This window comes from Aeromonas sp. SG16 (assembly GCF_024436135.1).
GTDB lineage: Bacteria > Pseudomonadota > Gammaproteobacteria > Enterobacterales > Aeromonadaceae > Aeromonas > Aeromonas jandaei.
In genome coordinates, this window is record NZ_JANFNW010000006.1 from 1 (window position 1) to 23949 (window position 23949).

Sequence of the window (23949 nt, forward strand, 5' to 3'; positions counted from 1 at the left end):
CAAACCGGATTGCAATTTACCGTCAAGGTGGGGGCGTTGCCCGAGAGCACCTTCGTGGTGGCGAGTTTCCAGCTGGACGAGGGGCTGAACCGGCTGTTCAACCTGCGCCTTGAGCTGGCCAGCAGCCAGCCCGATGTCGACTTTGGCGCCGTGCTGGACCAGCCCTGCGAGCTGATGGTGTGGTACAACGGCGAGCTGCAACGCAGGGTGTGCGGGGTAGTGAGCGAATTTGCCCAAGGGGACAGCGGCTTTCGCCGCACCCGTTACCGCATTGAGGTCAAACCGGCTCTGTGGCGGCTGGGGTTGCGCCAGAACTCCCGCATTTTTCAGGCGCAGAAGCCTGACGAAATCCTCAGCATCTTGCTGCAAGAGCACGGCATCACCGACTACGCCTTTGCCCTGAAAAATGAGCATGCCCAGCGCGAGTACTGCGTCCAATATCGCGAGACCGACCTCGATTTCGTGAACCGCCTTGCTGCCGAAGAGGGCTTGTTCTACTTCCACGAATTTGAAGCAGGCAAACACCGCATTGTGTTTGCCGACGATGCGGCGGCCCTGACTGCCGGCCCCGAGCTCTTCTTCAACCTCGGCAACCGCTCGCTGGAGCAGGGCCCCTATGTGCGCCAGTTCCACTACCGCGAGGCGGTGCGCCCCTCTGATGTGGAGCTCAAGGACTACAGCTTCAAGACGCCGGCTTATGGTCTCTCCCACAAGAAGCAGGGGGCAGAGCTTGAGCATCAGCGCGATACCTACCAGCACTTCGACTACCCGGGCCGCTACAAGCAGGACCCGAGCGGCAAGGCGTTTGCCCAACACCGGCTCGATGCGCTGCGCAATGACGCGGTGGCGGGCAGTGGCAAATCCAATAGCGCCGCGCTGCTGCCGGGTCAGCACTTTTCATTGACCGAACACCCCAACGGCAGCCTCAACACCGACTGGCAAATCGTTCATATCCGCCACACCGGTGAGCAACCGCAAGCGCTGGAGGAAGAAGGCGGCAGCGGCCCGACCGTCTACCACAACGAATTTGGTGTGGTGAAGGCGAGCACCACCTGGCGCGCCCGCATTGGCAGCCCCGAGGCGCCCTACAAGCCGATGGTTGACGGCCCGCAAATCGCCATCGTAGTCGGCCCCGAGGGCGAGGAGATTTACTGCGACGAACATGGCCGGGTGAAGCTGCAATTCCCGTGGGACAGATATGGCAGCTCCAACGACCAGAGCTCCTGCTGGGTGCGAGTGAGTCAGGGCTGGGCTGGTGGCCAATATGGCATGATGGCTATCCCCCGTATCGGCCATGAGGTCATTGTTAGCTTCCTAGAGGGAGACCCCGACCAGCCTATCGTGACCGGACGCACCTACCATGCCACCAACCGGCCTCCTTACGAGCTGCCCGCCAACAAGACCCGCACCGTGCTGCGCACCGAAACCCACAAGGGTGAGGGCTTTAACGAGCTGCGTTTTGAAGACCAGGCGGGGCAGGAAGAGATTTACATCCACGGTCAGAAAGACCTGAATGTGCTGATAGAGAACGATGTTGCGTGGCACATCAAGCATGATGAGCATCGTGACATCGACAACGAGCGGGTCACCCGCATAAGAAAAGTGCCGGGTAAGGATGGCGCTCCGCCCAGCCTCGGTAATGACCACCTGACGGTGGAGGGTGAAAAACGCGACCACATCAAGGCGGACTATTCACTGACGGTGGATACCTCCCTGCACCTGAAACTGGGCCAATCCCTGTTGGTGGACGCGGGTGAAGAGGTGCATATCAAGGTGGGCGACAAGCTGGTGCTGGAGGCTGGCTCCGAGATCACCCTCAAGGGGGGGGGCAGCTTTGTGAAAGTTGACCCGAGTGGCATCAAGCTGGTCGGCCCCGCCATCAAACTCAATGCCGGTGGCAGCCCGGGAGCAGGCTCTGGCTGGGCTGGTCAGGCTCCCGTTATTCCCAAAGGGGTTGCGGTGGTCAAAGCCCCGGAACTGGTTGAACTGGTCCAGGCCATTCCTACCGAGAAGGCGATGGAGGCGCTCTTGAAAGAAGAGAAGCCCGCTGCGTTCTATCTCTTTTCTGAATAAGGAGAAAGCATGAAGTTTGCATTTCCCATCCTCACTGCCAAAGGTGAAGAATTCAAGGATGTCAAAGCGCTGACTGCACTTATTAATGGCGAAAAATCCGGTCATTATCTCCTTGGCAATCACAACAAATGGCACGGTGGTATTCATGTCAGCGACCAGATCGCCCCCTGGTGCAAGGATAAATATCCTGTCCGAGCCATTGCTGACGGCAAAGTCGTGGCTTTTCGGATGATGAAGGATTATCTGACCTCTGAATTTCAGGGGGAGTCACTGCGTTATTCCAACTGCTTCTGCCTGGTCCAACACGAATATTGTGAAATCAATGCAGAAACAAAAGCTAAAAACGAGTTCACCTTTTATTCGCTCTATATGCACCTGTTGCCTTGGGATAAGTACCAAAGAACCGATACACTGGTGCTAAAAAAAGGTTGGAATGCTCGCAATTCCGTTCCCCACGCGAATCCTGATGCTGAGCAGCAGCGTGCCGATGCAGTTTTGCCCCGTTTCACTTTGCCTAAAGATACCGAACTGGAAATGGATAGCAGCACGCCATCCCAAAAGGGGAGTATCGGGGGCAAGGAGTATGATTTCATCAAGGTAAAGATCAAGAGCAAGCTGTCCAATGCCCAGATAAAAGAGGCTGAAAAGGCTGGCGTATTGGTCAGTGAAGGGAGTTCAGTCTGGATCGCCAATAGCCCGGATGCCGTGACCTTTATCAAGCCTAATGTGCCAACCTGGCTATTTGATCAGATAGATGCAGAGCTATTGAAGGATATGCCTGGGTGTGCAGACCCTGTTCTGGATGATAAAAGTGGTCGCTTGAGGGCCGGCAGTGGCAACGTCTTACTGCCAGCTGGCACAAAGTTGCAGTATGATGCGCACCAACTCGAATTCCATTGGATGGGTGATAAAGCGTGCAAGATGGCCAGATGCAAATATGTAATGCCGAGTGGGAGCGGCACTCAGGGGAATTGTGGTCTCGCCTGGGTGTGCGTAGAAGATGAATTTATCAAGACTAAAAGGCTTCCTCCCTCCCATCTCGACGAGCTATATGTGCTGCCATCTCCCGTGGCAATTGCTGCAGGTGAAACCATAGGCTATCTCGGCTTGGTGGAAACGCCAGGGGCCCTGATTGGGGGCAAGCAGAGCAAGCATCAGGTTCATCTTGAGGTGTTTACCCAAGATCCTCGTCTGGGCGATGTTCTGGCTAACAAAGCCGAAACAAAAGGCGGTGCAACCTATGCTAAAGTGCCTGCCGATGTGATCCTGCATGAGAAGAAGAGTGAGGGGGGACAATCCAAGTGGGTGGCAACCAAGGACAAAAGTCAGGAAGAGCTGGTTGAATCACCCAAGTTGGAAAAGGATGCTGCCAAGCAGGAGTGGGTCTGTGTCTCATCAGATAAATATGTCAAGAAAGAGCAAGTTGAGTTATTGAGTCAGCATGACTGGTTGAAGATCGGTTTTAAAAAGGTCGATGGCTCAGGCTCTGACGGCTATCTGGACCCGGATGTGCCGCCTACCTTCTTTACCAAATTGGTAAACAGTTTCGATACCGACAAGAGCGGTGAACTTAGCAGTGAAGAGATACAGGCGGCCCTGCAAAACAGCAGCAATGCAGAAAAACTTCAGAAGATCATCGTCAAGCATCCCAGCGAATGGTATGAAAAATCATCAGCCAGTAGTTATCTGTGGTTAGATAAACTTATGACCAAGATTGGCCTGCCAGATTTTGATTTATTGGTTGACCATGAAAAACAGCGTATCGATAAGCTGGAGTGGATGCAGAGTGCCACAAAATTAAGAATGGAAAAGGATATTTGGCATTTATATCCATTATCTATCATCCCTTCTGTGGACCGCATGTGCAGTTGTGAAAGGGATATATCTGTGCAAGAGGTTATGGATATTGTCGATAAACTTCGTCAAGTAGACAAGATTCCATCTAAAGAGTTATTCAATGATTCCAGATGTACTCTAGACATATCTGAACGTACATATGAATGCTTAACAGCTGAAATGAATGCTGTTTTTAGAAAGTATGATATATCCACGTGTATAAGACGGATACATTTCATAGCTCAAGCATTCCACGAGACGGATCGTTTCAGGACAACAACTGAATATAATGCTGAAATGAAATATTATGCTCCATATATTGGGCGAGGTATGTTACAGCTAACTCATAGAAGCAATTATAAATTCTATGATGCTTATAGTAATAAAGGGATTCTTTCTGATATAAATATGGTTAGTAATAGCCTAGCTATCAGTTTCGATTCGGCAGGATGGTTCTGGCGTAGAGGAAAGGTCTTGAGTACCAGTGATACTTGGAGACCATCGTCATCAGATTCGATAGTATCACGTTATAGTAGTGTTATTTTGATAAAAAAAGAGTTGATATCTGTTTTGTTCAGTGATGGAACTAAATCAAAATATGGAACTTTTGATTTGGGAATTCTTGCTGATGATGACTATACCGATGTAATTAGCTACCTTGTCAATGGTGGGAAAAATGGGTTGTTGGAGAGAAGGAAATATGTTGGTGCTCTCAAAGAGATATTTAATTATGAACAATGTAAAAATAGAAAATAATAAAATTTATTTTTTATGGTTTCTTACATTAGTGATACTGTCACAGTCCGTATTTTCCAATGTACTGACACCTGAAATTACTGACGGTAAATCATATTCAATAGATATCAAGAAGAATGGTGTTAGAGATAAAATAATTACAGAGGAAAATGGAGAGTTATTATATATAATAAGCGCTTCTGGAATGCCTCCTGTAAAAGGCTCTAATTTAACAGTTGACGGATATTCTGTTTTTGATGACATTGCATCACTACCTGGTGATGAGAAAGGATTTATTATCATTAATAGGGGCGGGAATTTTGATGCGTATATTAAAAATAGAGTGTCACTAATCAATGGTAAATATTTTTTAACAGAGGTCTCTGCAGGGACATCAAATAATATTGACGGAATAGTATTTAGTGAAGTGAGCTGTAAGTTAGATCTATACATTCCGTTTGACAACATTTCTTCCGGTGATGTCAAGCAGGTACTTCTCTCTCCAGATGAGAAAGATTTTTCAAAACAATGTCATGAAGTTATAAAATCTTATTTTATGCTCCCTGAGTTAGAAGCTTTGACAAAATCTGGAAAAATCTCATGGAGTCTTCAATCTGCCAAATTTTTCATAGAAAAAAATAACATCACAAAGGATAATGTTGTGACATACAACAATATTGCATATTATATTTTCGAGTCGTCTCAAGATAACCCTGTTACTTTGTATATTTTGGATGAAATTCTACGTAAGTTTCCAGATAGAGCTGTTGCGCATTTAAATAAAGCAGACTATTTAGCTGCACATTCTAAATGTAAAGAGGCTAAAGAGTCGTATAATACATACATTATGTTGATGAAGAGCAATGGGAAAGAGAGCAGAATACCGAAGAGAGTTACTGACTATCAAGCTAAAGGTGAGTGTATATAATTTAAATGTACAGTTCTATTAATTATTTTACACCGGCCTCAAACCGGTGTTTTTATTACGTGTTAATCAATGTGTCGTTTAATATAAATGCAGCGTTTCTTTTAATTACGGAAAGAAGATAATTTCAATAATATGTTTGTTAACATGTTTGCTTGGCGTTGAAGTTTTAAAAAAGCGATTTGGCATTTCATTGAGAGTGTTAATGTAATTTAATGATGCTGTTATTTATAATGGTTTTATATGGAATGTTATATATTTTCATGCTGGTGGTAATTGATGGAAAGTATTCTAGGTGTCGTATTTTTTTATTTTCCCCTTTAGTGGAATAACCGCATGTGAAAACATAAAATTTAATGAAGCACAGAAGAATGAAGAAGTTTTTTATGATGTGTCAAATATTGTCGTCACAGCGAAAGGTCGTACTTTTTTAATGACCTTCCTCTTGATGAGTGTAAGTCGAAAAAATTTATTATTAATGGGGGTAAGGCAATTTCATATGCATCATACAATGGATTTCAATATGTTAGCTATCTAGACCGAAAAGGTGAGGCTCATACAGGGTGGGTTGATTCCGCTCGTATCACAAAAAAGAAAAACAACCTGAATATTTCAATGTTCAAAGAAGTGACTTTGCCAACCACTTCAATGGTTATGACATAAAAGTTGGTGGTGATTATAGTGAGGTTTTCGGAGCTTTTAACGGGCTCACTGAAATGGATAGTGGAAATTATTTCGTCGATGTATTTAAAAACATTAACGGCGTAGATTATAAATTTCACCCTCATGACTTTGGCTTTATATATAGAGAGTCATCAAACCTTAACTATAATAAATTAAAAAGAGATTTTGATGATTATAGCATAACTAAAGTCATTATTAAGAAAGATATGGGATTTAATAGTAGAGGAACTATGTAGGAAGCAAGATGCTTGATATCATAAAAATATATGGTGTACCTGTGTCTAAAAAAGACGGTGCTTTAACATATAAGTGATAACTATATGATGAAATTTTTTGGTTCTGAAGTAGTCAATGAAATAGAGATATCTATCAATCCAATGTAAGAGTCTTCAATTATTTCTTATATGCAGATTGTACAATTCTAATTATCACCAGACAAAAGTTTTCAAACTGATTGTACAGATCTAGTTATCACCTGACACCAGCCTCAAACCGGTGTCTTGTTTACGCTACTTTAGTGCGCACTTCCTTCGGTATCAATTTCAGACCCTTCTTGAACATGCTGTAAGGCGTCTGTCCCTCCATCATCCTGCCCTGATGTGGCCGCTGGGTGTTGTAGTGTTCCAGGTGGCGTTGTTTCCCAAATCGATGCAGCTGGAATGGAACTAACTAGGGAGGCGGTGATCTGATCACCACCATCCCCTTCAAGTCTGCATCATGGGCACGTCGCTTCACCCCATCACCAACTGGTCTCAATACAACAAGTCTTTGATTAACCGTGGTTCACTCACCTTCTGGGTTGAACAACTGGTTTCACCACGACCATCACGGACGGCGGGGCCGCAGCCAGCTCTACACCGACCAGACCATTTGTACCTTCCTGATGCTCAAGGGGATTTTCAACCTCACTCTGCGGGCCACTCAGGGACTACTCGACTCTCTGTTCGAGTTGATGAATGTGCCGTTGTGCGCACCGGACTACAGTTGTGTCAGCAAGCGCGCTCGCACGGTGAAAGTGGCCTATCGACAACCCGCCAAGGGGCGTATCACCGACCTGGTTATCGATTCGACCGGCCTGAAGGTATTTGGTGAAGGCGAGTGGAAAGTCAGAAAACACGGCGCCGAGAAGCGGCGAGTGTGGCGCAAGCTGCATCTGGCGGTAGACCCAGTGACCCACGATATCGTGGCGGCGGAAGTGTCGTTGGAAAATGTCCATGATGCCGAGGTGCTGCCCACCTTGCTCAACCCACTGCGGCGCAAGCTGAGACATGTTTATGCAGACGGCGCCTACGACAGCAAAGCCAGCCATCAGCTTATCTCGCGCAAAGGGGCGACAGCCTGTATCCCGCCTCGCAAAAGCGCGGGGTTATGGAAAAAAGGACACGCAAGAAATGACGCGGTGCTGGTGATGCACAAGGAAGGACTGGCACACTGGAAGAAGATATCGGGGTATCACCGTCGCTCGCTGGCCGAGACGGCGATGTATCGGTTCAAGCAGTTGCTGACGGGGAAAATCAGTCTGCGTAACTACAACGGCCAAGTGGGAGAGGTTATGGTGTATGTGAGAGCGATAAACAAACTGAACACGCTTGGTCTGCCTGTCAGAAAGCCCCAAGTGTAGCAGTCACCCAGGGCTGGGGAAGTCATGACTTGCTGGCTGATTTGGGCAACAACGCCAGTTTGAATGCGAGATGCAGATCCTGTTGGTGAGAAAAAGTGATTAGGGGACAAAAAAGAAACCCGCCATGGGCGGGTGGAAGGATTGCAACACTAACCAGGAGGAGGTGTTACCAAGTAGACCCTGTACCTTCGGCAATAGTTCAATTTTGTTGAAGTTTTTTCGTTTTCTTAGCGGGGTTTCCATCGGGATCTGTGGGGGCGGATGGGTTATCATTCTGCTCCCGTCATCCGGTTGCAGAGGATCTATGCCTGCGTTCTCCTGGTTAGCGCTCTTTTTCGGCGCCTTCTATTTTGTCTACGGCGCTTACTTGCCGTTCTGGTCGCTCTGGCTGGAGGGGGTGGGCGTCAGCGCCGAGATGATTGGTCTCCTGCTGGGGGCGGGGATGGCGATCCGCTTTGCCGGCAACCTGATGGTGATGGGGCAGATCAAGGGGGCGGGTCATCTGCTGCCGGTTACCCGATTGTTATCTCTGCTCAGTCTACTCGCCTTCCTTGGCTTCTATCTCAGCCATCACCTCTGGTGGTTGGTCGGTCTCACTCTGATTGCCAACTTTATCTACCCGACCCTGATGCCGGTGGGTGAGGCGCTGGCAACCCGCATGGTGGTGCAGGCGCATATCGACTACGGCAAGGTGCGGCTGTGCGGTTCGTTTGCCTTTATCGTTGCCTCGACCCTGGTAGGGGCGCTGGTGGGCAACTTCGGCAGCGACTGGATTTTGCACACCATGGTGGCGGGGCTGGTGCTGATGCTGCTGCTCAGCTGGCTGCCACTTAGTCCCGCGCCACAGGATGTGCAGGGGGAGCGCGCCAAGGCATCCCTGCTGGCGACCCTGCGCAGCGCGCCGGTACGCCGCTTCCTGTTGCTGACAGCGCTGCTGCAGGGAAGCCACGCCGCCTACTACGGTTTCAGTGCCATCTACTGGAAGGCGCAAGGGTATAGCGGCACCATCATCGGTTACCTATGGGCGATCGGGGTGGTGGCCGAGATCTGTATGTTCGCCGCCGACAAGCGCTTCCTGCAACGCTTCGGGGCGCAGAGCCTCTTTATCGCCGGAGCCATCGGTTGCGTGGTGCGCTGGGTATTGCTGGGGGCTTCGACCGAGCTGTGGGTACTGGTGCTGGGGCAGCTGCTCCACGCGGTCACTTTCGGGGTGAGCCATCTCGGGGCAGTGCGCTTCATGACCCGCCAGCTACCGGCCGAGCAGTTGATCCCGACCCAGTCCCTCTACGCTGCGCTGGGTCTTGGCATGACGGTGGCGGCTCTGATGGCACTCTGCGGCGTGCTGTTCGAGCCCTTTGGCGGCGGCATCTTCTTCCTGATGGTGCTGGTGGTCTTGCCGGTGTTCTTCCTGCGGCTGCGACCCTTTGCCCCCTCTGCGCAGGAGGGTGCTACGGCCTGATACAGCTCTATCTGAATTATCATCTGGAAAAAGGGAGAGCCACGGCTCTCCCTTTTTCGTTGCTGCGGTTCGCGGTGTTACTGTGGTTCGCCAAGATAGTGGCGGCTGAGGCGGCGCCAGGTATCCGAGCCGATGGTGCCGGCAAGCAGTTCACTGGATGCGGCATCAAAGCGACCATCCGGCAGCCAGCCCAGTTGGGGCAGCAGTCGGGCCAGCGTCACGTCATTGTGTTGCAGCTCCCGATCCAGTGCCTCCCAGAAGGCGCTCCCCTTGACGTAAAAGAGCGGGTAGTAGGAGCGATCGCCTGCCATCACTTCGCGGGCAGCCCGATAGAGGCCGCTCTCGCTATGGGGCAGTTGTTTGCCCCGCCCGGCCAGTTCGTTGATCGCCGAGACCTGATGTAGCCGAAAGCGGCGCAGTGCCTTGATGGCGAGGTACTCGGCGAGGCTCTCTTCAACCCAAGTGGGCTGTGGATCAGCACGGCGAGCGCTGAGGATATGCACAGCCTCGTGGGCCGAGGTGCGCAGCAGGCGCAAGGGGGCCTGTGGCGTTGGTTTGCCTGCATCGGTGGGGTAGTTGGCGACAAACACCTGATCCCCGGCGGCGCCGCCAAGGGAGTGGGTCGTCACATCCCGCCCGAGCCACACCAGTTGCAATGGATGAGTGGGCGGGGTCACGTCGAGCTGAAAGGCCAGATAGTCGATGATCTCATTCAGTTGCTGCTGCAAGGAAGGCAAATCGAGCTGGTTGGCAATCTCGTCATGGCTCAGCACCAACCGCGGATCCGGCTTGGTGACGGGCACAGTTTGCAGACCAAACGGCAGGATCAGTGGTGGCTGGTTGACATCCGGCAGCGGTTGGCAGCTGCCATCCGGCAGACAAACCTTTCCTTGGCGGCTCCCCATCTGGCGCACAAAGTTACCCCATTCGGTCAATAGCCACTGGTTGGGAGCAAACAGCAGCGACTGTTGGGCCGAGGCATCAGCACCCACTGTCGGAGCCGGTGTGAGCGTGATCTGCCAGCCAACCTCTTTGCAAGAGAAGGGCTGGTTGAGGGCAACCGGCTGGTTGTCTGCAAGGCAGACCAGCGCGGAGGAAATCGGCGTGGCACTGCCCGGCAACTGACGAGCGGGGAGCAGGGTAAAAGGGGGCTCGCCCTGCATGGTGAGGCGCACTTGCAGCACATTGGCGCTGGCGCCCCGCTCGACAAGGTAGCGGGGGCCGCTCGCGTCATTGCCAGCGCAGGCCCACAGCGGCAGCAGCCACAGGGCAAACAGGATGATATGACGACTCATAAAGGGTTAGCGCTCCTGCTCGTAGCCCAGCAGATCGCCGGGCTGGCAATTGAGTTCACGGCAGATGGCCTCCAGAGTGGAGAAGCGCACCGCCTTGGCGTGGCCATTCTTGAGGATCGAGAGATTGGCCTCGGTGATGTCGATGCGCTGGGCCAGTTCACGGGCGGTCATTTTGCGTTCGGCCAGCAGGGCATCGAGCCGGATGATGATGGGCATGGGATCCTCACACCGTCAGTTGCTGTTCATCGGCCAGCAGTTTGGCCTCGCGCATGACCAGTGCCAGCGCCAGCACGATCAGTCCCGCCAGAAGTACCCGGAAATCTGAGGTACTCAGCGCTATGGTACCGAGCACTTCCGGGCCTCTCATGGTGAGCACCGTATCCAGCAGGGGCAGGTGGATCAACTCGACCACGAAGGTTGCACAGAGCAGCAGCCCGATCTGCCGGTAGCGGCGGATCTGCTCGAATGTGAAGAGCAGGCCATGGCGGTAGCCACGAAACAGCTGGCGCAATTGCCAGAGCATCATCATGAAGACCAGATCCGGCAACAGTTGTACCAGAGTGCCGAGCAGCCGGGTGGAGAAGTGCAGTGGATAGTCTGCCGGGTTGATGCCGGGACGGCTCAGAATGGTGTTGAGCTTTTCCTGCAGCAAATCGGCGCCACCGAAGGGGGTCCACACCTCCAGCAAGGTGATCAAAGGGGTCGCCAGCAGTGCCAGTAGCAGCAGCCATTCGATCAGCATGCTCGAGCGTTCGAGTTTGTTGGATATCATCTCATTCCTCGCCGTTATGGGTGTTGTCTGAAAGGTAAAGTTTATCGTTTATCAATATTCACAGCGGCAATATTTATTGTTTTACGATATACAGTCAAGGCAAAACTTATTGAAAAACGATAATTTCAATCTGTCTGAAGGTGATGACTTTTAGCGGCCACCTCTCTAGACTGGCCGAACCTGCATACAAATTATCAACATGGACAAGGGGTTGCAGATGCACCAGGGATGGTTGCTGATCGGATTGTCGCTCTCCTATCTGGGGCTGCTGTTTCTGATTGCCTTCGTGGCGGACAAGCACAAGCGGCATCGCATGAAGGGGCAGCCCCTGCTCTACAGCCTGTCGCTGGCGGTCTACTGCACCTCATGGACCTTCTTCGGCACCGTGGGTCAGGCGAGTGAATCGCCCTGGTCGCCGGTGCCCATCTACCTCGGCCCCATGCTGGTCTTTCTGTTTGGCTGGCGACTGCTGGCGCGCCTCATTCTGGTGGCCAAACGGGAACACATCACCTCCATCGCCGACTTCATCGCCGCCCGTTACGGCAAGTCCCAGCGTCTTGCCATGCTCATCGCCCTTATCGCCATCATGGGGATCCTTCCCTATCTGGTGCTACAGCTCAAAGCGATCGTGACCGGGCTCGACCTGCTGATGGTCAACAGCGCAGGGGCGGGGCACGTGAGCGCCATATCGGGCAATACCGCCGAACTGGCGCTCGGGGTCGCCATGCTGCTGGCGCTGTTTAGCATCCTGTTTGGCACCCGCCATCTCGATGCCACCGAGCACCACAGAGGGATGGTGGTAGCCATCGCCTTCGAGTCGGTGGTCAAATTGCTCGCCTTTATCTCGGTGGGGGGCTTTGCCCTCTGGCTCATTCTGAGCAAGCCGAGCCCGGTACGCAGCGAGGTGGCGGGACACTTCTTCGATGCGGTGATGGCGGTGACGCCCGGCAGTCTGCTGGAGCTGGCCATCTATACGGTACTGGCGATGTGCGCTGTCATCTGCCTGCCGCGCCAGTTTCATGTGACTGTGGTGGAGAACAATCAGGGGCAGGATCTGCACTGGGCGCGCTGGATCTTCCCGCTCTACCTGTTCGTGATGGGGCTCTTTATCTGGCCGCTGGCGCTGGCGGGCAAGCAGTGGGTGGGGGCTGACATGGCCTCCGACACCTATGTGATCAGTCTGCCGATGGCCCTTGGTTTTGACGGAGTCGCCATGCTCGCCTTCCTTGGTGGTACCTCGGCAGCGACCGGCATGGTGATCGTCTGCACCATCGCATTAGCCATCATGGTGAGCAACGATCTGGTGCTGCCGGTGCTGCTGCGCCGTTTCTGGCAGCAGGGGCGCGATGAGCGGCTGGTGCGATTGCTGCTGCAGGTGCGCCGTGGCGCCATCCTGTTGATCCTGCTGGCGGCCTGGTTGCTCTACCTCTGGCTTGGCGATCTCACCAGCTTGTCGCGCATCGGTTACCTCTCCTTTGGCGCAGTGGCCCAGTTTGCGCCGGCCCTGCTGCTCGGTCTCTATTGGCGGCACGGCAATCGCAAGGGGGTTTATCTCGGTCTGATCCTCGGTGTGAGCCTCTGGTTCATCACCCTGCTGGCGGAGAGCGGTCTGCTGGCCGGCTCACCGCTGGAGGCGTTGCTGGCGCCGCCCGACTGGCCCGCTTTTCGCGATCTCAGCCTCGGGGCCTGGTGCATCTTCCTGAGCCTGCTGTTCAACCTGCTTGGCTATGTGGCGGGCTCGCTGCTCTCCCGTCCGGCGGTGAGCGAGCGGTTGCAGGCGGCCAACTTCGTCGGCAAGCCGAGTCGCGATACCACGGCGCTCTATCAGGCGCGGGTGTCGGTGAAGGAGCTGGAGATGCTGGCGGCCCGATTCGTCGGGTCGAGCCGGGTCAAGCGTGCCTTTGGTCGCTTTGCCGGTGAGCATGGCGGCACGCTGGCACCACAGATGCAGGCATCGGCCGAGCTGATTGCTCACACCGAGCGGCTGCTGGCCGGGGTGTTTGGCACTTCGTCGGCGCGGTTGGTGCTCGCCTCTGCCCTGCAGGGGCGCAACATGCAGCTCGAGGAGATCGCCACCATAGTGGATGAGGCCTCCGACGTATTCCGCTTCAACCGTGGTCTGTTGCAAGGGGCGATCGAGCATATCGGGCAGGGGATCTCGGTGGTGGATCGGGAGCTCAAGCTGGTGGCGTGGAACCGGCGCTACATCGAGCTGTTCCACTATCCGCCTGGGCTTATCCAGGCGGGTCGCCCCATCGAGGAGATCATCCGCTACAACGCACTGCAGGGGCTGTGCGGCCCCGGCGATATCGAGGAGCATGTGGCGCGCCGGGTCGCGTTTATGAAACGGGGCAGTGCCCATATCTCGGCGCGGGAGCGCCCCGATGGCCGGGTGATCGAGATGCAGGGCAATCCCATGCCGGCCGGTGGTTTCGTCATGACCTTTACCGATATCACCCCGTTTCGTGATGCCGAACGGGTGCTGCGCGAAGCCAACGAGCATCTGGAGGCGCGGGTCGCCGAGCGTACCCGCGAGCTCTCCGAACTCAACCGCCAGCTGTTGCTGGTCAACCAGCAGGTGGAGCGGGCCAATCAATCCAAGAGCCGTTTTCTGGCGGCGGTCAGCCACGATCTGACCCAGCCCCTCAATGCGGCCAAGCTCTTTACCTCTTCCCTGCTGGAGATGCTGCCGGCCGAAGAGGAGCCTGCCCGGATCGCCCGTCATATCGACGATGCGCTGGGGGCGACCGAGGATCTCATCAGCGATCTGCTTGATATCTCGCGCCTTGAGGCGGGCAAGTTCAAAGCCAAGAAACTCGACTTCGCCCTGCACGATCTGTTCGACAACCTGAAGGCGGAGTTCGGGGTACTGGCGCAGGCGGGTGGGATCCACTTCTCGGTGGTGGAGAGCAAGCTGGCGGTGCACAGCGATGTGCGGCTGCTGCGCCGGGTGCTGCAGAACTTCCTCACCAACGCGTTTCGCTACAACCCGGGCGGTCGGGTGCTGCTTGGCTGTCGCAGGCTGGGGGGCAAGATCCGCATCGAGGTGTGGGATAACGGCCCTGGCATTCCGCAAGACAAGCAGGAGGCGATCTTCGACGAGTTCTCCCGCCTCGATCACTCCCGTACCGCCAGGGAGCAGGGGTTGGGTCTGGGGCTCGCCATTGCCCGCGGCATCTCGTTGGTGCTGGGCCATCAGCTCACATTGCAGAGCTGGCCGGGCAAGGGATCAGTCTTTGCGGTGACCCTCAATCTGGCCACCCGGCCGGTGGCAGCCCATCCGGTCGCCGCGCCCGCTCTGCGTGACAGCCAGCTGGAGGGGGTCAGGGTGCTCTGCATCGACAACGAGCGCGATATTCTGGCGGCGATGAGTTCGCTGCTTGGCCGCTGGGGCTGTGAGGTGCGTTGCGCCGTTGATCTGGTCGAAGCCGAGGAGCTGGTGGCAGAAGGGTTTGTGCCGAGACTGGTGCTCTCGGACTATCACCTCGACGACGGCAAGACCGGGCTGGAGGCCATTGCCGCGCTGCAGCAGGTGTGTGGTGACGAGCCGGGGGGGATCATCATCAGCGCCGATCGCAAGAGCGAGTTGCAGGCGCAGATCCGCGAGCGGGGATACGGCTACATCAGCAAGCCGGTCAAGCCGCTCAAGCTGCGCGCCCTGATGAACAGCTTGTTGTTGCCGGTGCAGTGAGCCAGCTCACAAAATTAATCAAATGATGGAGGGAGGGGAGTGGCGCGAAAGGGGAAGGATAGAGGCTGATGTCGGAATAATCCTCACCATATCGAGCCTGTTCCCCTGAAATGAGTCCCATCACCTGTCATTTTTACTAGGTAGCACTTCGCAAATCGCCCCCCTATAGTCGGGGGGCGATTTTTCTTGTCGCGAATGAAGTGTGTTAAGGGCAAACCGGTCGAAAGGCCGGGACGCAAAGCTTCCGGTCTAAGGGTCAGCAGTACCTAAGATAGCGGGGCCACCACAGGTTGTTGCGCTCCTTTTGCCAAGGAGGAGCACTGCTGTCTGCGTTACCTGTCAGGCGCGTCGCCCTTTTCGTTGCAAACAATAACGAAATAGGGAAATACAACAAATGCCAAGTCCAAAACCTACCATGCTGGCCCTTGCGGTCGGTCTTTTCTGTACCTCCGCCGCTTACGCGGCTGCGCCCGGCAAACCCACCATCGGCTGGGGCCCCACCAAGTTCGCCATTGTCGAAGTCGATCAGGCGGCAACCTCCTACAACAATCTGGTCAAGGTGAAAGATGCCGCCGATGTGGAGGTGAGCTGGAACCTCTGGAGCGGTGACGTTGGCCAGACTGCCAAAGTGCTGCTCGATGGCAAGGAGGTATGGTCAGGCCCCTCCGCCGCCGCAGGCACCGCCAAATTCAAGGTGAACAAGGGGGGCCGCTACCAGATGCAGGTGGCCCTCTGCAATGCCGACGGCTGCACCCTCTCCGACAAGAAGGAGATAGTGGTCGCCGATACCGATGGCAGCCACCTGGCGCCGCTCAAGGCTGCGCTGCAGGAGAACAACAAGCCCTACGCCAACAAGTCCGGCAAGGTGGTGGGCACCTACTACGTGGAGTGGGGTGTCTACGGCCGCAAGTTCACCGTGGACAAGATCCCGGCCCAGAACCTGACCCACATCCTCTACGGCTTTACCCCCATCTGTGGCGGGGATGGCATCAATGACAGCCTCAAGGAGATCGAGAACGGCAACAGCTTCCAGGCCCTGCAGCGTGCCTGTGCCGGCCGGGCTGACTTCAAGGTGGCGATCCACGACCCCTGGGCTGCCGTCCAGATGCCGCAAAGCGGCCTGACCGCCTATGACGAGCCCTACAAGGGTAACTTCGGCGCCCTGATGGCGCTCAAGCAGGCCTACCCCGATCTCAAGATCCTCCCCTCCGTTGGCGGCTGGACCCTCTCCGATCCCTTCTACTTCCTCGGCGACAAGAGCAAGCGCGATACCTTCGTCGCCTCGGTCAAAGAGTTCCTGCAGACCTGGAAATTCTTCGATGGCGTGGACATTGACTGGGAGTATCCGGGTGGACAGGGCGCCAACCCTAAACTGGGCAGCCCGAGCGATGGCGCAACCTATGTGACCCTGATGAAGGAGCTGCGCGCCATGCTCGACGAGCTGGAATCGCAGACTGGTCGCAAGTATGAGCTCACCTCCGCTGTCGGCGCCGGTTACGACAAGATTGAAGATGTCGATTACCGCGCGGCCCAGCAGTACATGAGCCACATCTTCATGATGACCTATGACTACAACGGCGCATGGAGCAACACCGAGCTGGGTCACCAGACCAACCTTTACGCGGCGAGCTGGGATCCCAACACCAAGTACACCACCGACAAGGCGGTCAACCTGATGCTGGCGCAGGGGGTTGACCCCGGCAAGCTGGTGGTCGGTGCCGCCATGTATGGCCGTGGCTGGACTGGCGTGAGCGGCTATCAGGGCAACAACCCCTTCACCGGCAAGGCGACCGGTAAGGTGAAAGGCACCTGGGAGGATGGCGTGGTCGATTACCGTGACATCGTCAACAACCGCATGGGCAGTGGCTGGGAGAAGAGCTACGACGAGGTGGCCGAGGCTCCCTATCTGTTCAAGGCGTCGACCGGCGATCTCATCACCTATGACAACGACCGCTCGGTCAAGGCCAAGGGGCAGTATGTGCTGGCCAACAAGCTGGGTGGCCTCTTCTCCTGGGAGATCGATGCCGACAACGGCGACATCCTCAATGCCATGCACGAGGGGTTGGGTCACGGCGAGGGAACCACTCCGCCAGCCAACAAGCCGCCAGTGGCCAACGCGGGCAGCGATCTGAGTGTCACTGGCCCGACCGAGGTGACGTTGAACGGCTCCGCGTCCCACGACCCGGAAAATGGCTCCCTCACCTATAGCTGGAAGCAGGTCTCCGGCCCGCAGGCCGCTCTGCTGGATGCCACTCAGGCCAAGGCCCGTGTGGTGCTGGACGCCGTGTCCGCCGACATCAATCTGGTGTTCGAGCTGGCCGTGACCGATGACCACAACCTCACCGCCCGCGATCAGGTAGTGGTCACCAACAAGGCGCCGCAGCCCAACCTGCCGCCACTGGTGAGCTTGCCGGCTACCGCCTCCGTGGAGTCCGGCAAGCAGGTGACCCTCAAGGCGACCGCATCTGACCCGAACGGTGATCCGCTCACCTATCAGTGGACGGTACCTGCCGGCCTCACCGCCAGCGGTCAGAACAGTGCCACCCTGGTGGTCACCGGCCCGAACGTCACCAGCGATACCGCCTATGACCTGAGCCTCACCGTCTCCGACGGCGCGCTGGATGCCAGTGCCGCCACCCGTCTGACGGTCAAGCCGGTCAGCGGTGGTGGCGGTTGCTCGGCCACCGATCCGGATGCCGCCAACTGGCCTGCCTGGCAGGCGAGCAAGGTCTACAACGGTGGTGACAAGGTGAGCCACAACCAGCTGGTATGGCAAGCCAAGTACTGGACTCAGGGCAACGAACCGAGCCGCACTGCCGATCAGTGGACGCTGGTGAGCAAGGTGCAACTGGGGTGGGATGCCAATGTCGCCTACAACAGCGGTGACCTGACCAACCACAATGGTCGCCAGTGGAAGGCCCAGTACTGGACTCGCGGTGATGAGCCCGGCAAGGCTGCGGTCTGGCAGGATGTCGGCGCCGCCAGCTGCAAGTAATACCTCCCGCTTGATGACAGGGGCATGGCGACATGCCCCTCCTTCCCGGTAGCCATCAACACGAGAAAATAAATGACTACATACATGACCCCGATAGCCGGCCTCATTATGGCAACGCTGGCGGCAGCCCCTTTGTCTGCTGGCAGCGCGCCCCTGATATTCAATGACACGACCCCGCAAAGCGATCTGGCGGGCAGTCTGGCTGCCAGAGTGCAGTTTGCCCAGAGCCAGATCCTGCCATCCCATCCCAAGGAGGGGGATCGCCAACCCATCCTGACCAGCCTGCGCAAGAGCCTGCTGCTGGTGCAACCGCTCCAGGCCGATGGGGTGACCCCCATGATGGTGGAGGCCCGCGACGGCAGCGGCACGCTGCTTGGCACACTGACCTTGTCACCGCCGTCGGCGCTGCCCGAGACGGTCTACCACCTCGCGGGGGTTCCCGAAGGCGGAGTGAGCTTCGTCCCGGAGAGCGGCAGCAGTGCCATCATCAGCAGCAGTGCTGATTTGGCCAAACTGAGCGACAAGAGCGGCGCCTTCCTCAAGGATCGGCTGACTGGTCGCGCGCTGGTGGAGATCCAGACCGCTGACGGCCGTTGGGTTCGGGATATCTACCTGCCTGTGAGCCCGGAGCTGGAGGGCAAGATGGTGCGCTTCCGTTCCAGCGCAGGCTACAACTCGACAATTTTCTATGGCGAGCGGCAGGTGACGATATCCCGTGGCCAGACCCTGCAGTTCAAGTTTGCCAAGGGGCAGTGGTTCCGTGAGGGGGAGCTGGAGAACAACCGCATCACCTATGCCCCGGATACCTGGAGTGGCGAGCTGCCTGCCGGGTGGATCCAGCCCGGGCTGAACCTCTCCGTTCGACAGGGCAACCTCAGTGGTGAACTGCGTGATATCAAAGTCGGCGCCCCCGGCGAGCTGCTGCTGCACACCATCGACATCGGCATGCTCACCACGCCACGGGATCGCTTTGCCTTTGCCAATGACAAGGAGGCCCATCGCGAATACTTCCAGACCATCCCGGCCAGCCGGTTGATCGTCAGTCAGTATGCACCGCTCTTCCTGCCTGAGGTGATGCTGCCCAATGGCACCTTGCTGACCGATTTTGACCCGAGCGAGGGGGGGTGGCATGGCGGCACCATGCGCCAGCGCATCGGCAAGGAGCTCATCTCTCACGGTATCGACAATGCCAACTACGGCATCAACAGCAGTGCCGGTGAAGGGGAGGGGAGCCATCCCTTTGTGGTGGCCCAGCTGACGGCGCACAACAGCCGCGGCAAATATGCCAATGGGGTTCAGGTGCACGGTGGCTCCGGTGGCGGTGGCATCGTCACGCTGGATGATTCGCTGGGCAACGAGTTCAGCCACGAAGTGGGCCATAACTTTGGCCTTGGCCACTATGTGGATGGCTTCCGTGGCTCGGTTCATCGCAGTGCCGATCAGCTCAACTCCAGCTGGGGCTGGGACAGTGACAAACACCGTTTCATCCCCAACTTCTCGCCGACCCGCACCAATGAGGATGCCTGTCTGGATGGCCAGTGCCAGCCACCGTTCGATGGCCGCAAGTTTGGCTACGATGCGATGGCGGGCGGGAGCCCTCTCTCCGGCGCCAACCGTTTCACCCTCTATACCCCCAATTCCGCCGCCATCATCCAGCGCTTCCTGGAGAGCAAGGCGGTGTTCGATGCCAACTCGGCCACCGGCTTTAGCAAGTGGAACAGTGCGACGGCCAGGATGGAGCCCTATCAGCACACAATCGAGGGGATCGAGAAGGTCGATGCACCCATGGATGCCCTGAGCGAGGCCGGACTGAGTGCCCTGCTGGCGGATTACGGCTTGGTCAGGGTCGCCATGTGGGACGGTCGCTGGACCCGTGATATCCGGGTGCCGATTGCCTCTGCGGACAACCGGGGACGCAGCCTGACCATCGATCACGGGGCCGGTTACAACAGTCGCCTATTTATCAACGGCAAGGAAATTGTGGTGAACCGGGGCTTCAAGAAGAGCTTCACCTCGGATGGCCAGAGCTGGGTGGAGGTCTCCCCCATCGATACCAAGGTTGCGCGCAAGCCCGAGCAGTTCGGAGTGCCGGTGACCACCCTGGTGGGCTATTACGATCCGCAGGGGAGTCTGCCCAGTTACATCTATCCGGCGCTGCACGGCGCCTACGGTTTCACCTACCCGGATGACAGCAACACCCTATCCGGCAGTGACTGCCAGTTGCAGGTGGAGACCCGAGATGGTCTGCAGCGCTTCAGGCTGGTCAATCACCGGGCGGCCAGCAGCGTCATGAACAAGTTCCACGTCAACCTGCCCACCGCCAGCGAGCCCGGCCGCGCCACCATCCAGTGCCGTGGCCAGACACTGGTACAGCAGAGCTTGCTGCTACCACAGCAGTCACTCTCCTTTACCGTCAACGGGCGGCCGCTGGAGCAGGGCGTGGTTGATAACCAGCCTCCGGTGGTGACCGTACCGGCGCAGCTCGGCGGCATCGGCGGTGAGTGGCTGACCATCACTGCCGAGGCGAGCGATCCCGAGGGCGATGCGCTGAGCTACCGCTGGCACTTCCCGGCGGGCTGGCAGGCGGAAGGCGAGACCAGTGCCAACCTGCGTCTGCTACCGCCGGCAGTCACCAGCAGCGAGCAGCATGAGCTGAGTGTGAGCGTCTCGGACGGGGTACATCAGAGCGAAGGGCGCATCGTGCTGACGCTGGAGCCCGTGGTCGACGGCTCTTGCAACACCACCGACCCGGAAGCGACCAACGTTCCCGCATGGCAGGCCGGCAAGGTCTACAACGGTGGTGACAAGGTGAGCCACAACCAGCTGGTATGGCGTGCCAAGTACTGGACTCAGGGCAATGCGCCGAGCCGCAGTGCCGATCAGTGGGCGCTGGCGAGTCAGGTTGATCTGGGGTGGAGCGCCGCCGTTGCCTACAACGGCGGGGAGCTGACCAATCACAACGGCCGTCAGTGGCAGGCCAGGTGGTGGACCCAAGGCAACGAGCCGGGCAAGCACGGCGTCTGGCTGGATGTCGGGGCGGCAAGCTGCCGTTAAGCCGGGATCCCTATGATGGTGGCGGGGTCTTATGAGGCCCCACCTTTTCTGCTGAAAACCTAGACAGAGAGCAACAATAATGAAAAAAAATCGCATATCCCTTCTGCTTGCCGGCTTGATGCTGAGCGGCCACCTGTGGGCGGCCGAGGCATACGACATCAACAAATCCTACCCGGGCGGCAGCCAGGTCAATTACAACGGCCAGGTTTTCGAGGCCAAGTGGTGGGTCAACCCGGGGCAGACTCCGGGCATGGCGGCCGCCAATGAGTGGGATACCCCGTGGAAGCTTGTCGGCGAAGGGGAAGTGACCCCGCCGGACACCGGCGGCGATGACAAGCCCAATCCGCCGACACCTACCCCGCCGGATGGCAGCACCACCCCCGTCTATATGAGCCAGGCCGAGCTGGATGCCAAAGAGAAGGCGCTGACCGACTTCCCGGCGATGGAAGCGGTCAAGGCTTCCATCGCTACCCGGGACAATCTGGTGGTCGAAGCCGTGCTGCCGGGCCGTGCCGACAACCCGGGCAACGTCAAGCGGGTCGAAAGCCTGCTGAGCGAGGGGCAGTTCAATTACCTCTTCCCGCTGCGCGCCCCCGAGTACACCTATCGCGGCCTGTTGCAGGCGGCGGCCAAGTTCCCGGCCCTGTGCAGCGACTATAGCGATGGCCGCGATGCCGATGCCATCTGCCGCAAGACCCTGGCGACCATGTTCGCCCACTTCGCCCAGGAGACTGGCGGCCATGAAAACTGGCGCCCGGAAGCCGAGTGGCGTCAGGCGCTGGTCTACGTGCGCGAGATGGGATGGAATGAGACCATGCGCGGCGGTTACAACGCCGAGTGTCGTCCCGATGTGTGGCAGGGTCAGCAGTGGCCGTGCGGTACGTTCGACAATGGCGAGTTCAAGAGCTACTTTGGCCGCGGCGCCAAGCAGCTCTCCTACAACTACAACTACGGCCCCTTCTCCGAGGCGATGTTCGGTACGGTACGCACCCTGCTCGACCGTCCCGATCTGGTGGCCGACACCTGGCTGAACCTGGCCAGTGCGGTGTTCTTCTATACCTATCCGCAGCCGCCCAAGCCCTCCATGCTCCATGTCATCGATGGCACCTGGCAGCCGAATGACCATGACAAGCATAACGGTCTGGTGCCGGGCTTCGGGGTCACCACCCAGATCATCAACGGCGGGGTGGAGTGCGGTGGTCCGGTCGAGCACACCCAGTCCCAGAACCGCATCAACTACTACCGCGAGTTTGCCAACTACCTCGGGGTGGCGGTGCCATCCGACGAGGTGCTGGGTTGCAAGAACATGAAGGTGTTTGACGACAAGGGCGCCGGTGCCCTGCCCATCTACTGGGAGCAGGACTGGAGCTATGTGGCAGAGAACCCCAACGGCGGCAAGAGTTACGCGTGCAAGCTGGTGGGTTACCAGACCCGTTTCAGCGCCTTCAAGGAGGGAGATTACAGCCGCTGTGTTCAGCACTTCTATCCCGAAGTGGTGATCGAGGATAACGGCGGTGGCACCAACCTGCCGCCGGTGGCCAATATCACCGGCCCGGCGCAGGCGGAAGGCGGCAGCAAGGTAACCCTCTCCGGCCAGCACTCCAGCGATCCGGAAGGCAAGCCGCTCACTTATGTCTGGACTATTCCGGCAGGTGCTTCTGCCCCGGCACTTGATCAGGTCACGCTGGAGTTGACCTTGCCCAAGCCGGCGACCGATACCAAGCTGGAGATCAAACTGACAGTCACAGATGAAGGCCATCTGAGCCGCAGCACTATCCATAGCCTGCTGGTGAAAGGGGAGGAGGGGGGCGTAACGCCGCCTGACTATCCGGCCTATAAAGAGGGAACTCCCTACAAGGCGGGCGAGCGGGTCAGCAACGGCGGTGCCAGCTACGAGTGCAAACCGCACCCCTACACCGGCTGGTGCGCCGGTGCCGCCTGGGCTTATGAGCCGGGCAAGGGAACCGCGTGGAGTGATGCCTGGATCAAGCTGTGATCCGGCATTAAGCCGAAGCAATAAAAGATGGGGCCTGCGGGCCCCATTCTTGTTTGGTGGAGTTCAGGTTTGGCCGTGGAACATCTGGCCCGGACAGGACAGCGCCTCGAGAGGGCTGTGTGATGATGTGTGTTGTGGTTTTATTACGTTTTCCGTGAAAGGCTTTCAGCAATTACTTGCCGTAGCGGAAGTAGTATTCACGGGTGGACGGAGCGTAGGTATCTTTCTCGACTACGCCGCTTTTTCTGGTTGCACCGCGAAGGTGGAACAGAACTGCCAGATTCTCGAACATGGTTTCACCTCATATCTCTGTTGGTTTGTTGCTTTGTGTGACCTGGGTCACGGTTTGATCCTATGGCTATTTGTGAGCCAGATCAACTTTGCGTGTTGTAAATTTACATAAATCATGGAAAGGGTTTTCAAATTCAATCCTCTTTATGGAAAGGCTTTCTTGAACCGCCTCCTGCTGGGCGCTTCTGCCTTGCCATCTCGTAATGCGGCCTCTCCTGTCGTCATGATTGGGTAAGTGGTGGCCGAGGCTGTGGTGTTGCGACCAGCACGCCAAAGCGCTGGTTAAACAGCGGGATTGCGGGCATTTAGTTGATAAAAACAACGACTTGCTGCAATTTTGATTAAACGCGCCAATCGGGGTGATTTTAGGGTTGACAGTGAAGCGGGTGATGCCTATCATGCGCCTCCGTTGCCGGAGATAACTTCGTCAGCGCCGAGGTGAGTTGGGGTTATAGCTCAGCTGGGAGAGCGCTTGCATGGCATGCAAGAGGTCCGCGGTTCGATCCCGCGTAGCTCCACCAA

Annotated in this window: 12 protein-coding genes, 1 tRNA gene, 2 pseudogenes and 1 riboswitch; of the genes and pseudogenes, 10 read left to right on the forward strand and 5 right to left on the reverse strand. The window is 56.6% G+C overall.

Annotated elements, in window-relative coordinates; translation table 11 throughout:
* The 3 genes from NOM67_RS14520 to NOM67_RS14530 form a co-directional block, all read left to right on the forward strand.
* Positions 1 to 2073 (forward strand): type VI secretion system tip protein VgrG (locus tag NOM67_RS14520; protein WP_255938216.1); only part of this gene is annotated, 2073 nt, incomplete at its 5' end.
* 9 nt (positions 2074 to 2082) lie between these two features.
* On the forward strand, positions 2083 to 4665 hold the full coding sequence (locus tag NOM67_RS14525) for a glycoside hydrolase family 19 protein (RefSeq protein WP_255938218.1): 2583 nt from the start codon (positions 2083 to 2085) through the stop codon (positions 4663 to 4665).
* On the forward strand, positions 4640 to 5572 hold the full coding sequence (locus NOM67_RS14530; RefSeq protein ID WP_156853041.1) for a hypothetical protein: 933 nt from the start codon (positions 4640 to 4642) through the stop codon (positions 5570 to 5572). Before NOM67_RS14525 ends, NOM67_RS14530 begins: the two co-directional genes overlap by 26 nt.
* A 1185-nt stretch (positions 5573 to 6757) precedes the next feature.
* Here NOM67_RS14530 and NOM67_RS14535 read toward each other — a convergent pair.
* A pseudogene (locus NOM67_RS14535) lies at positions 6758 to 6883 on the reverse strand (IS481 family transposase); the annotation flags it as partial.
* Between the two features lie 87 nt (positions 6884 to 6970).
* Here NOM67_RS14535 and NOM67_RS14540 point away from each other — a divergent pair.
* Positions 6971 to 7874 (forward strand): annotated as a pseudogene (locus NOM67_RS14540) (IS5 family transposase).
* A gap of 304 nt (positions 7875 to 8178) precedes the next feature.
* The gene (locus NOM67_RS14545; protein WP_255938221.1) at positions 8179 to 9333 is read left to right on the forward strand and encodes a 3-phenylpropionate MFS transporter; all 1155 of its coding nucleotides are present in this window, start codon (positions 8179 to 8181) and stop codon (positions 9331 to 9333) included.
* Positions 9334 to 9410: 77 nt separating this feature from the next.
* On the opposite strand, the gene NOM67_RS14550 is transcribed toward NOM67_RS14545, so the two are convergent.
* Genes NOM67_RS14550 through NOM67_RS14560 form a run of 3 tightly spaced genes read right to left on the reverse strand, consistent with a single transcriptional unit; the run spans position 9411 to position 11400 of the window.
* On the reverse strand, positions 9411 to 10628 hold the full coding sequence (locus NOM67_RS14550; protein ID WP_255938223.1) for a hypothetical protein: 1218 nt from the start codon (positions 10626 to 10628) through the stop codon (positions 9411 to 9413).
* A 6-nt stretch (positions 10629 to 10634) separates the two neighbouring features.
* On the reverse strand, positions 10635 to 10844 hold the full coding sequence (locus NOM67_RS14555) for a helix-turn-helix transcriptional regulator (protein WP_005348179.1): 210 nt from the start codon (positions 10842 to 10844) through the stop codon (positions 10635 to 10637).
* A gap of 7 nt (positions 10845 to 10851) precedes the next feature.
* Positions 10852 to 11400, reverse strand: a complete 549-nt coding sequence (locus tag NOM67_RS14560; protein WP_041210868.1) for a DUF2975 domain-containing protein — start codon at positions 11398 to 11400, stop codon at positions 10852 to 10854.
* A 217-nt stretch (positions 11401 to 11617) separates the two neighbouring features.
* On the opposite strand from NOM67_RS14560, the gene NOM67_RS14565 reads away from it, so the two are divergent.
* From NOM67_RS14565 to NOM67_RS14580, 4 genes are all read left to right on the forward strand, one after another.
* The gene (locus tag NOM67_RS14565; protein ID WP_255938235.1) at positions 11618 to 15091 is read left to right on the forward strand and encodes a PAS domain-containing hybrid sensor histidine kinase/response regulator; all 3474 of its coding nucleotides are present in this window, start codon (positions 11618 to 11620) and stop codon (positions 15089 to 15091) included.
* A gap of 200 nt (positions 15092 to 15291) precedes the next feature.
* Positions 15292 to 15379: riboswitch (cyclic di-GMP riboswitch) on the forward strand.
* Positions 15380 to 15485: 106 nt separating this feature from the next.
* Positions 15486 to 18086, forward strand: a complete 2601-nt coding sequence (locus NOM67_RS14570; RefSeq protein WP_255938236.1) for a glycosyl hydrolase family 18 protein — start codon at positions 15486 to 15488, stop codon at positions 18084 to 18086.
* A 72-nt stretch (positions 18087 to 18158) separates the two neighbouring features.
* Positions 18159 to 21140: a M66 family metalloprotease gene (locus NOM67_RS14575; protein WP_305121678.1), complete on the forward strand. Its 2982-nt coding sequence runs from the start codon at positions 18159 to 18161 to the stop codon at positions 21138 to 21140.
* Between the two features lie 79 nt (positions 21141 to 21219).
* Positions 21220 to 23136 (forward strand): glycoside hydrolase family 19 protein, encoded by a 1917-nt coding sequence (locus tag NOM67_RS14580; RefSeq protein ID WP_255938237.1) that lies wholly within the window; start codon positions 21220 to 21222, stop codon positions 23134 to 23136.
* Between the two features lie 358 nt (positions 23137 to 23494).
* On the opposite strand, the gene NOM67_RS14585 is transcribed toward NOM67_RS14580, so the two are convergent.
* Positions 23495 to 23827, reverse strand: a complete 333-nt coding sequence (locus NOM67_RS14585) for a hypothetical protein (protein ID WP_255938238.1) — start codon at positions 23825 to 23827, stop codon at positions 23495 to 23497.
* A gap of 45 nt (positions 23828 to 23872) precedes the next feature.
* Here NOM67_RS14585 and NOM67_RS14590 point away from each other — a divergent pair.
* Positions 23873 to 23948: transfer RNA gene (locus NOM67_RS14590), tRNA-Ala, on the forward strand.
* The last annotated feature ends 1 nt before the right edge of the window (position 23949 follow it).